At 41.9% G+C, this 13445-nt stretch carries 11 protein-coding genes; 5 read left to right on the forward strand and 6 right to left on the reverse strand.

Going from position 1 to position 13445, the window contains the following annotated elements; translation table 11 throughout:
• Positions 1 to 30: 30 nt before the first annotated feature.
• Positions 31 to 1126 (reverse strand): peptide chain release factor 2 gene (gene prfB, locus DW738_RS04640; protein WP_111674402.1). Its coding sequence is split into 2 segments (ribosomal slippage): positions 31 to 1053 and positions 1055 to 1126, totalling 1095 coding nucleotides; the frame shifts between segments, so codons are not numbered across the junction.
• A 197-nt stretch (positions 1127 to 1323) separates the two neighbouring features.
• Here prfB and DW738_RS04645 point away from each other — a divergent pair.
• A complete protein-coding gene (locus DW738_RS04645) occupies positions 1324 to 2181 on the forward strand; it encodes a metallophosphoesterase (RefSeq protein WP_123160464.1) in 858 nt (285 codons plus the stop codon).
• Positions 2182 to 2381: 200 nt separating this feature from the next.
• On the opposite strand, the gene DW738_RS04655 is transcribed toward DW738_RS04645, so the two are convergent.
• From DW738_RS04655 to DW738_RS04665, 3 genes are all read right to left on the reverse strand, one after another.
• Positions 2382 to 3050 carry an MIP family channel protein gene (locus tag DW738_RS04655; protein ID WP_123160465.1) on the reverse strand — a complete coding sequence of 223 codons (669 nt, stop codon included), beginning with the start codon at positions 3048 to 3050 and terminating at the stop codon, positions 2382 to 2384.
• A gap of 120 nt (positions 3051 to 3170) precedes the next feature.
• Positions 3171 to 5855: a cation-translocating P-type ATPase gene (locus DW738_RS04660; RefSeq protein ID WP_123160466.1), complete on the reverse strand. Its 2685-nt coding sequence runs from the start codon at positions 5853 to 5855 to the stop codon at positions 3171 to 3173.
• A gap of 172 nt (positions 5856 to 6027) precedes the next feature.
• Positions 6028 to 6411 carry a DUF1934 domain-containing protein gene (locus DW738_RS04665; protein ID WP_120701764.1) on the reverse strand — a complete coding sequence of 128 codons (384 nt, stop codon included), beginning with the start codon at positions 6409 to 6411 and terminating at the stop codon, positions 6028 to 6030.
• Positions 6412 to 6521: 110 nt separating this feature from the next.
• Between DW738_RS04665 and DW738_RS04670 the strand changes: the two genes are divergently transcribed.
• The 4 genes from DW738_RS04670 to DW738_RS04685 are packed head-to-tail and all read left to right on the forward strand — an operon-like array spanning position 6522 to position 11029.
• Positions 6522 to 7832 (forward strand): HD domain-containing protein, encoded by a 1311-nt coding sequence (locus DW738_RS04670; protein WP_123160467.1) that lies wholly within the window; start codon positions 6522 to 6524, stop codon positions 7830 to 7832.
• Positions 7822 to 8631 carry a sugar-phosphatase gene (gene yidA / locus DW738_RS04675; RefSeq protein WP_120701763.1) on the forward strand — a complete coding sequence of 270 codons (810 nt, stop codon included), beginning with the start codon at positions 7822 to 7824 and terminating at the stop codon, positions 8629 to 8631. The genes DW738_RS04670 and yidA overlap by 11 nt, the downstream gene beginning before the upstream one ends.
• Positions 8631 to 9845 (forward strand): aminoacyltransferase, encoded by a 1215-nt coding sequence (locus DW738_RS04680; protein WP_123160468.1) that lies wholly within the window; start codon positions 8631 to 8633, stop codon positions 9843 to 9845. The genes yidA and DW738_RS04680 overlap by 1 nt, the downstream gene beginning before the upstream one ends.
• An 8-nt stretch (positions 9846 to 9853) precedes the next feature.
• A complete protein-coding gene (locus DW738_RS04685; RefSeq protein ID WP_023027077.1) occupies positions 9854 to 11029 on the forward strand; it encodes an aminoacyltransferase in 1176 nt (391 codons plus the stop codon).
• A gap of 72 nt (positions 11030 to 11101) precedes the next feature.
• Here DW738_RS04685 and tpiA read toward each other — a convergent pair whose 3' ends face one another.
• Both tpiA and tuf read right to left on the reverse strand, forming a co-directional pair.
• Positions 11102 to 11860, reverse strand: a complete 759-nt coding sequence (gene tpiA / locus DW738_RS04690) for a triose-phosphate isomerase (protein WP_023027078.1) — start codon at positions 11858 to 11860, stop codon at positions 11102 to 11104.
• 164 nt (positions 11861 to 12024) lie between these two features.
• Entirely contained in the window at positions 12025 to 13221 is a 1197-nt protein-coding gene (gene tuf / locus DW738_RS04695; RefSeq protein ID WP_023023854.1) for an elongation factor Tu, read from the reverse strand.
• Positions 13222 to 13445: the final 224 nt, after the last annotated feature.

Here is a 13445-nt window from a genome sequence, read left to right on the forward strand (position 1 = left end):
CCTTTCCACAATTTATATAGAAGGAGGGCTTTAATTGAGACGCCATTTTAAATAGGCATCAATAAAGCCATCAATATCTCCGTCCATTACTTTATCAACTTGGGCTACTTCGTAACTCGTACGATGATCCTTCACCATGGTATATGGTGTAAAGACATAGGAGCGAATCTGACTTCCCCAGGTGATTTCTTTTTTATCACCCTTTAAGGAGTCCACCTCAGCCGCCTTCTTTTCTTGCTCCAATTGATAAAGTTTTGCCTGCAACATTTTCATTGCACGGTCACGGTTTCCGTACTGAGTCCGGTCAACCGTCGAAGCCACTACAATCCCTGTTGGGATGTGGGTCAATCGAACACCTGTTGAAACCTTGTTGACATTTTGTCCACCAGCTCCACCTGAACGGAAGGTATCCATCTTGATATCATCATCTCGGACTTCCACTTCAATCGTATCATCCAATTCTGGCATGACTTCAACTGACGTGAAGGAAGTATGACGACGCTTAGCTGAGTCGAATGGCGAGATCCGTACCAAACGGTGGACACCCATTTCTGATTTCAACAAGCCATAGGCATGCGGTCCTTCGAAGGACAGCGTCACTGATTTAATCCCAGCCTCGTCTCCTGCCTGATAGTCCAAGACTTCCACTTTGAAACCATGAGCATTTCCGAAGCGGGTATACATCCGAAGGAGCATATCTCCCCAGTCCTGAGCCTCAGTACCTCCAGATCCTGGATGGATTTCCAAGATTGCATTATTATTATCATAGGGTTCTGATAAGAGAAGCGTCATTTCATAACTGGTCATCATCTTATCCAACTCTATCAACTTCTCTTCTAGCTCTTCGTGAACGGATTCATCTTCTGAGAGAAACTCAAGAAGGATTTCGGATTCATCAAACAAGTCTGTCATTTGATGGAAATTCTCGTAGGTTTGTTTCAACTCATTTAATTCCTGAGATGTCTTTTGCGCTGCAATATTATCATCCCAAAAATCAGGTTCTGTCATTTTGTTTTCCAAAATGGCAATTTCTTCTTCCAGACCCTCTAAGTCAAAGAGACCCCCTGAAAGAAGCTAATTTTTCACGATTCGCGTCAATTTTCTGACGGATTTCTGAAATATCCATAAGTACCTCTTTCTAAGTATCAGTCTATTATACCACAAACCCCGTCATTTGCACATAGTAAGAGATAGTAGGAATCATTTGTCCTACAAAAATCGCATAAAACCAAGCCGTTGTCACTTCCTTTGTTACATAATTGTTAGATTTGTTACATGTTGGTTAACTTTCTTTTTCTTATCAACTTGTGATACACTAGTGATATGACACGTATTGGTTTTATGAGTGACCTGCACCTGGATTCCAATCAGTTTGGCGAGGCCGAACGCATGCAACTCCTTCAGGTCCTACAAGAAGAACAGATTGATCACCTTCATCTAGCTGGTGACATTTCCAATGACTTTAAGCAGATGAGTCTCCCCTTTATTCAGGACCTCCAAACCCAGCTCCCTGTTTCCTTTAATCTGGGCAATCACGATATGTTATACCTCTCAGAGGAGGAAATCCATCAGTATGATTTTCAAGTCCAGACCTTTGGAGATAGCCATTTAGTCAGTCTTGCTGGTTGGTACGATTATAGCTTTGTCCCTGAAAAGAGCAAGGAGGTCCACCTACGTACCAAAAATACTTTCTGGTTTGATCGAAGATTGGAACGTCCCTTAGACGACCCAACAATCACGCAAGAAGTTCTCTCCCAATTGGATCAGGTACTAGCTTCTTTAGATGGTAGAATCATCGTCGCTCTTCACTTTGTTCCCCACAAGGATTTTCTCGTTAGCCACCCCTACTTTCAGAAATTCAATGCCTTCTTAGGTAGTCAAGCTTTTCATGATCTCTTTGTAAAACATGGGGTAAGAGATGTGATCTTTGGTCACTTGCATCATCGCCATTCTTCCAGAATCATCGATGGTATCCAATACTCCACGAGACCCTTAGGCTATGTCCGTGAGTGGCAATTGACGGAGGATTTTTTCAAGTCCTTCCCTCAGTACAAGATTTCCCAAATGTATCGTCTTCATAAACGCTACAATGCTGTGAAGGACTTACCTGAATTTCATCAATACAAAAGACAACATTTAGCAAATGAATTTCGTCAAGCTTTAACCATCCTTGATTGCTAAACAAAAAGAGGCTGGGACAAAAGTCCTAGCCTCTCAATTGTCTTTAGATTGTCGAGCAAGACGCAGTGGTTGAGTGGGCTCTACTACGCTGATTTCATCAGCTTTTACAGCCCTACTCAACTGTGCGGAGGTGGGACGACGAAATCGAATTCTAACGAATTACCGATTTCTGTCCCACTCTCTTTTTTCGTTAAAATTGCTTATGCTTCTGTTTCAAGGAGATTCTTTGCAACAAGGGCTGCCAAGATACCACCAACGATTGGAGCAAGGATAAAGATCCAAATTTGTTGAAGGGCTGCACCACCTACAAAGAGAGCAGGAGCCAAGCTACGAGCTGGGTTAACAGAAAGACCTGTAATGTTCAAACCTACAAGAATGATCAAGGTCAAGCTCAAACCGATCACAAGTCCAGCAATTTTCCCATTTCCTTTAGAAGCTGATGTCACTGTCATAATGACCAAGATAAAGATAAAGGATGCAATCACTTCGAACAAGAATCCGCCAAGTGGAGTTACTCCTTTAGCCAAGGCATTTTCACCAAGACTAGCTGTTGACATACCAGAATTGGACAACAGGAAGAAAACAGAAGCAGTCGCAAGGAAAGCTCCCACTACTTGCGCTACAATGTAGTTGACCAAGTCTTTAGATGACAAGCGTTTGTTGACAAACATAGCAATAGAAACAGCTGGGTTCAAGTGGGCACCAGAAACAGTCCCAATAGAGTATGCTGCTGCAACAATAGACAAACCAAATGCCAAGGCAATTCCTAAATGACCAAGACCTTCAGTCCCATTTCCAAAAACAACAGCGCCAGTCCCGATAAAGACAAGCATAAATGTGCCGATTACTTCAGCAAAAAACTTTTTCATAATATAGTTTCCTTTCTTCAAACTGTCGTCTAGTTTATCAAAAATCAATTCTGGACTCAAGAAATATGCCCAAACATTTCTGCACACAAAAAAAGCCATCTGAAGATGACTTTTCAATGCTTAAATAGCGTTTTTATCCTTACCGAGTGCACGTTGGACGGCTTTGACAATTTCAACAAGAACCACAATCATAATTGCACCTACAGCAACCACCAACCATTGCGTCAAACTCAAGTTTGAAACGTGGAAGAGTTTATTAAATCCAGGTACCATAATGGTTGCCATTAAGAGAATAAAGGCTACTGGGATAGACCAGTTAAAGGTCTTGTTCTTGAAGAGTCCCACTTTAAAGATCGATTGATAGACCGATTTCACGTTAAAGGCATGGAGCAATTGGATTAAACCGAGAGTTGCAAAGGCCATAGTAAGGGCATCCGCATGGATTTCTGCGTGACTCTGGTGCTCTGGGAAAAGAATTGCCCATCCGTATACGCCAAGTACCAAGATAGTTTGGAAGATTCCTTGATATAGGATGGCTCCAAAGACCCCACCGTCAAAGAAGTTGGACTTACGTCCACGAGGTTTGTGGGTCATGACACCTGGCTCAGCTGGTTCCACACCAAGAGCGATAGCTGGTAGGGTATCTGTTACCAAGTTAATCCATAATAGATGCACTGGTTGAAGAACGTCCCAACCAAAGAGGGTTGCAAAGAAGATAGTGAAGACCTCAGCCATATTAGCAGACAAGAGGTATTGGATGGATTTTTGGATATTGGAGAAGACCTTACGTCCTTCTTCAACTGCTACGATAATGGTTGCGAAGTTATCATCGGCAAGGACCATATCAGAAGCTCCCTTAGAAACCTCTGTACCAGTAATCCCCATACCGATACCAATATCAGCAGTCTTAAGTGATGGCGCATCGTTGACCCCGTCACCAGTCATGGCAACAACCTTGCCTTCTTTTTGCCATGCTTTCACAATCCGAACCTTGTGCTCAGGCGATACACGCGCGTAAACAGAGTATTGCTTGAAGACTTTTTGGAATTCTTCATCAGAGAGCTCATTCAATTCAGCCCCTGTGAAGACATGGTCTTCTGTATCATTTGGATCGATGATACCGAGACGTTTGGCGATAGCTTCCGCTGTATCTTGGTGGTCACCAGTAATCATGATTGGACGGATGCCCGCCTCCTTAGCGACACGAACAGCTTCTGCAGCTTCTGGACGTTCAGGGTCAATCATGCCGACCAAACCAGAGAAGATAAGGTCAGATTCAACAATTTCAGATTCCAAGGTTGGAATTTCATTGCTGGTCTTATAAGCCATCATCAAGACACGAAGGGCTTGTTTGGCCAAGTCTTTGTTGGTAGCAAGGATAGCATTTTTATCTTCTTCTGTGATTGGGCGAACTTCTCCGTTGACTTCGATGCGTGTCACGCGTTTGAGCAATTGGTCAGGGGCACCCTTCACAGCGATAAAGTAAGAGCCATCTGCTTCCTTATGAATGGTAGACATGAGTTTACGGTCTGAGTCAAATGGCAATTCAGCCACACGTGGCTCATCCTTCAAGACTTCACGAACATCAAAGTTGTGGTCCAAACCAAACTGTACAAGAGCTGTCTCCGTTGGATCACCAATCAGCTTGCCAGATGGATCCACCTTGGTGTCATTGGCAAAGTTCATGATACGGAGGGTATTATTGCTAACAGCAATTTCAGATGCCGAGCTTTGCAATTGACCGTTGGTATAAACTTTCTCAACCGTCATTTGGTTCATAGTCAAGGTACCTGTTTTATCAGATGCGATGATTTCTGTTGAACCAAGAGTTTCAACCGCTGGCAATTTGCGGACAATCGAATTACGTTTTGCAAGGGTTGTCGTTCCCAAAGAGAGAACGATGGTGACAATAGCAGGAAGTCCTTCTGGAATAGCCGCAACCGCAAGGGCTACCGCCACCATTAAACCTTCTAATGGATGTTCACCACGAACAAAGACACCAACCAAGAAGGTAATCACTGCAATCACAATGATTAAGTAAGTCAAGGCCTTAGATAATTGTTCCAGGCTTTGCTTCAATGGTGTCTCTGTCTCGTCGGCATTAGCCAACATATCTGCAATCTTACCAACTTCTGTATACATACCAGTGTTAGTCACAACACCAATACCACGACCGTAAGTTACGTTTGAGTTTTGGTAAGCCATGTTAACACGGTCCCCGATACCAGCATCCGCTTCAACAAGTCCTGTCACATCTTTTTCAACTGGGACAGATTCCCCTGTAAGAGCTGCTTCTTCGATTTTAAGGGAAGCCGCTTCAAACAAGCGCATATCTGCAGGCACCACATCTCCAGCTTCAAGCAAGACGATATCTCCAGGTACCAATTCTTTCGAGTCAATCTCAATAACATGACCATCACGACGAACACGGGCCATGGGGCTAGACATATTTTTCAGAGCTTCAATGGCTGCTTCTGCTTGACCTTCTTGGTAAACACCAAAGGCAGCATTCAAGACAACAACGGCCAAGATGATAATAGCATCTGTTAAACCATCCATCCCTTCTGTAATCACAGAAAGTGCCGCTGCCGCAAGCAAGATGATAATCATCAAATCCTTAAATTGATCAAGGAATTTAGCTAGTAGGCTACGTTTCTCGCCCTCTTCCAACTCATTACGACCATAAGTCGCTAAACGTTCTTGAGCTTGAGCAGTTGACAAACCTTCGATAGATGAATCCAATTTCTTTAGGACTTCTTCTGCGGTTTGTGTGTAAAACAAGTCTTTATTTTGTTCTTTTGACAAAACAGTCTCCTCCTTTTTTGGCCTGTTTTTTAAAAAAACAAGTCTCGCTGTTTAATATAGTGCCGGAAATAATTCGTAATGACGACACTATCGCGGTTTCCCGCCAGCTACTCCCTTGAGTGGTTTCATTATACCACAACTCGTAAAAAAATCAAGAAAAACTACTGATAAACTAGTCTTCCCAAGTCAATTCTAAGTGATAGGTAGCGAATTGCTGACTTTCATCTGCCGTCAACAACTGATAGGACAAACCAAGCTTATTTTGCTCTAATGCATATTCCTTGGTATCAATCACAAATTGTTGCATGCCTTGGGGAGTCGGAATAAGTGCATGGCCTTTCTCTGAAGCCATAAATTTCATGATGGATTTTGGAGTTGAGAAGCGAGTCATGGTCAATTCTTGATCATGGAATTTCAAAGCTACTTTTTCTCCTTCTTCGTTGACGTAAAGCAGATAGTGATAGCCACCCTTTTCCTTCCATTCCCCTTCGTAATATTGATCCATCACTTCGAGTTGATCATCAAATTGAATCTGATTTTGTATTCTAATTTTCAAAAGTTCCCATCCTTTCTCTCTTTCCTTTATTTTACCAAAAACTTCTTTCTTTTTCCTATTGCAACCATCTCTCGATACCAATTTAAGCTGTTTTCTGCTATAATAGAGGCATGAATGAAAAAGTATTTCGGGATCCTGTGCACAACTATATCCACGTGGATCACCCAGTCATTTACAAGCTCATTAATACAAAAGAATTTCAACGACTACGTCGCATCAAACAGTTGGGAACCTCTGGGTTTACCTTTCATGGGGGCGAGCATAGTCGTTTTTCGCACTGTCTAGGAGCCTACGAAATTGCTCGTCGTATCTTATCTATCTTTGATGAGAAATATACCGACCAATGGGACTCGAGTGAATCCCTCCTTACCATGGTTGCCGCCTTGCTCCATGACATTGGACACGGGGCCTATTCACATACCTTTGAAGGACTATTTGATACAGATCATGAAAAAATGACCCAGGAAATCATTACCTGTCCTGATACGGAAATCTACCAGATTTTAATTCAAGTAGCTCCAGATTTCCCTCAAAAGGTAGCCAGTGTTATCGACCACACCTACCCTAATAAACAAGTGGTGCAGTTAATTTCTAGTCAGATTGATGTCGATCGCATGGATTACCTTCTACGAGACGCCTACTTCACTGGTGCCTCTTACGGAAACTTTGATTTAACTCGTATTTTGCGTGTTATTCGTCCAGTAGAAAACGGGATTGCCTTTCAGGTCAATGGGATGCATGCGGTTGAAGATTATGTTGTTTCTCGTTACCAAATGTATATGCAGGTCTACTTTCACCCAGCCACTAGAGCAATGGAAGTCCTATTGCAAAACCTACTCAAGCGAGCACGTCATCTCTATGCTACGCACAAGGAGTTCTTTCACGCGACTTCACCTCGCTTGATTCCATTCTTTGAACACCAAGTGAACCTTGCCGATTACTTGGCTTTGGACGACGGCGTCATGAATACCTATTTTCAATCTTGGATGGAGAGTCCTGATTCTGTTCTCTCTGATTTGGCCCAGCGTTTTATCAATCGCAAGGTTTTCAAATCCATTCTCTTTCAAGATAAGGATGAAAAACAATTAGCTGCTCTCAAACAACTGATTCAAGAGGTTGGTTTTGATCCGATCTATTATACAGCTATCCATCGAAACTTTGACCTTCCTTACGACGTTTACCGACCAGATTCAGAAAAACCTCGTACTCAAATTGAGATCATCCAAAAGGATGGTAAATTAGCTGAGCTATCCTTACTCTCTCCTATCGTTGCTTCCTTAGCTGGTAGTAGACAAGGGGATAACCGCTTCTATTTCCCGAAAGAAATGTTGCTTGAAAATAGCTTGTTTACACCTCAACTACAATTATTCCAGTCCTATATTATTAACGATACCTTCACAGGAGAGAAACATGAACATTAAACTTGTTGCCTTGGATATCGATGGAACCCTTTTAACGTCTGACGGCCAAGTAACCCCCGAAGTTTTCCAGGCTATCCAAGATGCCAAAGCTCAAGGGGTTCATGTTGTCTTAGCAACTGGTCGTCCTCGTTCTGGTGTCCTTCGATTGTTGGAGGAACTTCATTTGGATCAACCAGGTGACCTCGTCATCACCTTCAATGGGGGACTGATTCAAGACGCCCACACTGGTGAAACTCTCTATGAAGAACACCTCTCCTACAACGATTATTTGGATATTGAAGCGCTAGCTCGTAAGTTAGCTGTTCCTATGCACGCTAGTACCAAGTCTGGCATTTATACAGCTAATCGTAACATTGGTACCTATACCGTCCATGAAGCCAAATTGGTCCACTCGGATCTTTTCTATCGGACTCCTGAAGAAATGGAGCATCATACGGTTCTCAAGTGTATGTATGTCGACGAACCGGAAGTCTTAGAAACGGTCCTCTCCGCTATTCCGGATAATTTTTACGACCGTTTTACGATTGTGCGTTCCGCACCTTTTTACCTTGAGATTTTACCTAAGACAGTAAATAAAGGTCAAGCTCTCTTACAGTTAGCGTCCAAGTTAAACCTAAGTCCAGACCAAGTGATGGCGGTCGGAGATCAAGAAAACGACCAGGCCATGCTAGAGGTTGCTGGTCTCCCTGTAGCAATGGACAATGCCAGTCCTGAATTAAAAAAGATCGCTAAAGTCATCACTCGCTCCAACGATGAGTCGGGTGTCGCTTACGCCCTTAGAAAGTGGGTACTCCATTAATGTATAGTTATAAAATCGGTATTACAGCCGAAGAACATGATGAATTCGTTAAAAATAGCCCCCAGACCAATTTGCTTCAAAGCTCAGATTGGGCAAAGATCAAAGATAACTGGGGCAATGAACGCCTTGGGATTTACCAAGATCAAAAACTAGTTGCAGTTGCAAGTATTTTAATCCAACCACTCCCACTTGGTTTTACTATGCTCTATATCCCACGTGGACCTATAATGGATTACCAAAATAGCGAATTAGTGGCCTTTATGCTCCAATCCATCAAAACATATGCTAAAAGCAAGCGAGCTGTTTTCGCCAAATTTGATCCCTCTCTTTTCCTTAGAAAAGGGTTAATTGGCCAAGAGGCAAAGGATCAAGAGGCTACTTTAGAGATTATCCAATCTTTAAAAGAATGTGGAGTGGAATGGGTTGGTCGGACGGAAGATATGGGGGAAACCATTCAACCACGTTTCCAGGCCAATATCTACAAGGAATACTTCACAGAGGACCAACTGTCTAAATCCACCAAGCAAGCCATTCGGACCGCCCGAAATAAAGGAGTCGAAGTCATCTTTGGAGGCACTGAACTCTTAGACGAATTTGCAGCTCTAATGAAAAAAACAGAGGCTCGTAAAGGTATCCATCTTCGTGGAAAAGACTATTATGAGAAACTGCTAACAACCTATGCAGGACAATCTTACATCACTCTATCAAGAATTAACTTGGCTCAACGCCTTGCTTCACTCAAAGAGCAACTGGAAAAAAATCAAGCAGAAGCTAGTCGTTTTAACGAAAAAACAAAACCAGGCAAGATTGACAACAACCGTCAAGAAAAAGAACGTTTGGAAGAAGAAATCCAATTTCTCAATCAAGAGCTAAAAGACGGCCAAGAAATCGTTTCTCTTTCTGGAACCTTGACTCTTGAATTTGGAGGCACTTCAGAGAATGTCTATGCAGGGATGGATGAGAACTTCCGCCGTTATCAACCAGCTATTTTGACTTGGTATGAAACAGCCCAGCATGCCTTTGACCGTGGAGCTGATTGGCAAAATATGGGAGGAGTTGAGAACCATTTAGATGGAGGACTCTACCACTTCAAGTCAAAATTTAATCCAATGATCGAAGAATTTGTTGGCGAATTCAACCTCCCAACAAGTATTCTTTATCCCCTTGTTAACAAAGCCTATCAATTACGAAAAAAACTAAGAAATAAACAGTAAGGTGACCTATGACATTCAATATTATTAGTAGGGAAGAATTTTACCAACACTCTCTCACTACTTCCAATCACTCTTTTTTACAGAGTATTGAAATGGCTGATTTGCTTCAAAAAAGAGGCGCAACTATTCAATATATTGGATGGGAAGAGCAAGGAACATTAGCTATCTCTGCCATTTTATATAGCCTACCCATGACGGGAGGCTTGCATTACGAAATCAATAGTGGACCAATCGTGACGGATGCTCGCTACCTACCAGATTTTTACGAAGCATTGCAGGATTATGTAAAAGAAAATGGTGGTATCGAATTTATTTTAAAACCTTATGACCACTATCAAGTTTTCGATAGCAATGGAAACCCGACCGAAGAAGAGCAAAAACAACTTCTCCATTCATTACTGGATCTTGGCTATCAATTTGATGGCTTACAAGTAGGCTATCCAGGAGGAGAACCTGTTTGGCATTATCTGAAAGACCTAACTGATTATGATGCGAAATCTCTCCTAAAATCCTTCAACAAAAACTGTAGCCGTAATATTACGACTGCCCTTAACTATGACATTTCCATCCGAAATATTAGTAGAGATGAGATCCCTCAGTTTAAAAAAATTATTGAAGAAACTGGAAAACGTCAAGGATTTGAAGACAAGAGTCTAGACTACTACTACGATCTCTATGATACCTTTAAGGATAATGCAGAATTTCTCATTGCTGAAATCAATACAACTGATGCACTTGCTTACTTAGACCAGAAGATTTCCTTACTAAATCCTTCATCTAAACAATATGAGCAACAGCTACAAAAATTAGAGAAACAAAAGACAATTGTCCGAGAGACCTTGGCTGATGAAACTGCTGAAACTGTTCCTTTGGCCTGCGCCCTCATCATCTATAATCCATCAGAAGTGACCTATTTATTTGGTGGTTCGTATACCAAATATCAGAAATTTTCTGCCGCCTTCTTGATTCAATACCATGCAATGAAGCGCGCACTAGAAAAAGGAATCACCTTATACAATTTCCTAGGCATTCAAGGAATCTTTGACGGCTCAGACGGTGTTCTTCGTTTCAAACAAAACTTCAACGGATATATTGTCCGTAAGATGGGAACCTTCCGATATTACCCAAATCCTCTGAAATTTAAAACCTTGTCCTTGATCAAACGAATCTTAGGACGTTCATAAAAAAAAACCAGCCTTCTAGCTGGTTTTTTCATATGAAAAAGACGAGAAGTCCCTCGCCTTTTTTATTCTGCATTAGTTTACGAAGTTCAACAATGCCAAGAAGCTTTCTGGATCAAGTGATGCACCACCAACAAGAGCTCCATCAACATCTGGACAAGCCATGTATTCTGCAACGTTTTCAGGTTTCACTGAACCTCCGTATTGAACACGTACTTTATCAGCTACTTCTTGACCAAAGTCAGCTGCTACAACGTCACGAACCACTTTACACATTTTTTGTGCGTCGTCTTGTGAAGCTGATTTACCAGTACCGATAGCCCAGATTGGCTCATAAGCGATTACAGATGCAGCAACTTGCTCAGCTGTCAATCCAGCCAAAGCCGCAGATACTTGAGCACCTACGAATTCAGCAGCTTTTCCTGCTTCGTAAGTTTCAAGGCTCTCACCACAACAGATGATTGGAAGCAAACCATTAGCAAAGATTGCTTTTGCTTTTTTGTTGATATCTTCATCAGTTTCATGGAAGTAGTCACGACGTTCTGAGTGACCGATCACGACGTAATCAGTACCGATTTCTTTCAAAACTTGTGGGCTAGTTTCACCAGTGAAGGCACCAGCGTTTTCAAAGTAACAGTTTTGAGCAGCAACTTTAAGGTTTGAACCTTTAGCCGCAGCAAGAACAGTTGTCAAATCAAGGGCAGGAGCTGCAATCCCAGCTTCAACAAGGTCAGATGAAGGAAGTTTTGATGCTACAGCTTCAACGAATGCTTTTGCTTCTTCTGGGTTTTTGTTCATTTTCCAGTTACCAGCAATAAATGGTTTACGTGACATTTCACACACCTCGTTTTTCTAATTTTATATAACCTATTTTACCATAATTTTCGTCATAATGAAAGGTTGCACAAGATCATTTTGCTTTTTAGCATAATAAAAACCCCGTCTTCACGGGGTTTTTTGTCTGTCTATATAATTGTTAATCTGGGAACTAGATCGAATTAAGCTTCGATTTCAGTAACCATACCTGAACCAACAGTACGTCCACCTTCACGGATAGAGAATGTAGTACCTTTTTCAACGGCAATTGGGTGGATCAACTCAACGTCGATAGTCACGTTATCACCAGGCATTACCATTTCAGTTCCAGCAGGAAGTTCGATAGATCCAGTTACGTCAGTTGTACGGAAGTAGAACTGTGGACGGTAGTTGTTGAAGAATGGAGTGTGACGTCCACCTTCTTCTTTAGTAAGGATATAAACTTCACCTTTGAATTTAGTGTGAGGGTTGATTGAACCTGGTTTAGCAATAACTTGTCCACGTTCGATTTCATCACGTTGGATACCACGAAGAAGCACACCAACGTTGTCCCCTGCAAGACCTTCGTCAAGTTGTTTACGGAACATTTCAACACCAGTAACAACCGCTTTTTGGATTTTTTCTTTAATACCAACGATTTCGATTTCGTCGTTGACTTTAACGATACCACGGTCGATACGTCCTGATGCTACAGTACCACGTCCAGTGATTGAGAATACGTCTTCGACTGGAAGAAGCAATGGTTTGTCAGTATCGCGTTCTGGTTCTGGGATGTACTCATCAACAGTGTTCATCAAGTCCATGATGATGTCTTCGTATTTAGAATCACCTTCAAGAGCTTTAAGAGCTGAACCTTGGATAACTGGAAGGTCATCACCTGGGAAATCGTATTCTGAAAGAAGGTCACGGATTTCCATTTCAACCAATTCAAGCAATTCTTCATCGTCAACCAAGTCAACTTTGTTCATGAAGACGATCAAGTGTTTAACACCAACCTGACGTGAAAGAAGGATGTGCTCACGAGTTTGTGGCATTGGTCCATCTGTAGAAGCTACTACAAGGATAGCTCCGTCCATTTGGGCAGCACCAGTGATCATGTTTTTAACGTAGTCCGCGTGTCCTGGAGCGTCGATGTGAGCATAGTGACGTTTTTCAGTTTCGTACTCAACGTGCGCAGTGTTGATGGTGATACCGCGTTCGCGTTCTTCTGGAGCAGCATCGATAGACGCATAGTCTTTTGGTTGGTTAACTGATGAAGGCAAGCGACGTGCCAAAACAGTTGTGATAGCTGCAGTTAGGGTAGTTTTACCGTGGTCAACGTGTCCGATAGTACCAATGTTAACGTGTGGTTTACTACGATCGTATTTTTCTTTTGCCATTTGAGTAAAAGCCTCCAATAAAATATATTTTATAGATAGACAGTAGGCAATACAGTCTAACTTTCCTTACTATTTTATCAAATTTCGTCTAAATTGCAAGTGTTTTACTAGCTTTTTTTCTTATTTCTTTTTTCTTAAATGAATTTGTCCAAATGGAAGTTTGTGAATTTATACTTCCATTACTTCTTTGAAACAAACAGCTAGTTATTTCATTATTTCTCTCC

Origin of the sequence: Streptococcus sp. AM28-20 (assembly GCF_003603595.1) — a bacterium.
Lineage (GTDB): Bacteria > Bacillota > Bacilli > Lactobacillales > Streptococcaceae > Streptococcus > Streptococcus ilei.

Coding starts and splice junctions, on each gene's coding strand:
- DW738_RS04685 (WP_023027077.1), top strand. CDS start 9,854: ATGACATTCAATATTATTAGTAGGGAAGAATTTTACCAACACTCTCTC.
- DW738_RS04670 (WP_123160467.1), top strand. CDS start 6,522: ATGAATGAAAAAGTATTTCGGGATCCTGTGCACAACTATATCCACGTG.
- DW738_RS04645 (WP_123160464.1), top strand. CDS start 1,324: ATGACACGTATTGGTTTTATGAGTGACCTGCACCTGGATTCCAATCAG.
- DW738_RS04655 (WP_123160465.1), bottom strand. CDS start 3,050: ATGAAAAAGTTTTTTGCTGAAGTAATCGGCACATTTATGCTTGTCTTT.
- DW738_RS04680 (WP_123160468.1), top strand. CDS start 8,631: ATGTATAGTTATAAAATCGGTATTACAGCCGAAGAACATGATGAATTC.
- yidA (WP_120701763.1), top strand. CDS start 7,822: ATGAACATTAAACTTGTTGCCTTGGATATCGATGGAACCCTTTTAACG.
- tpiA (WP_023027078.1), bottom strand. CDS start 11,860: ATGTCACGTAAACCATTTATTGCTGGTAACTGGAAAATGAACAAAAAC.
- tuf (WP_023023854.1), bottom strand. CDS start 13,221: ATGGCAAAAGAAAAATACGATCGTAGTAAACCACACGTTAACATTGGT.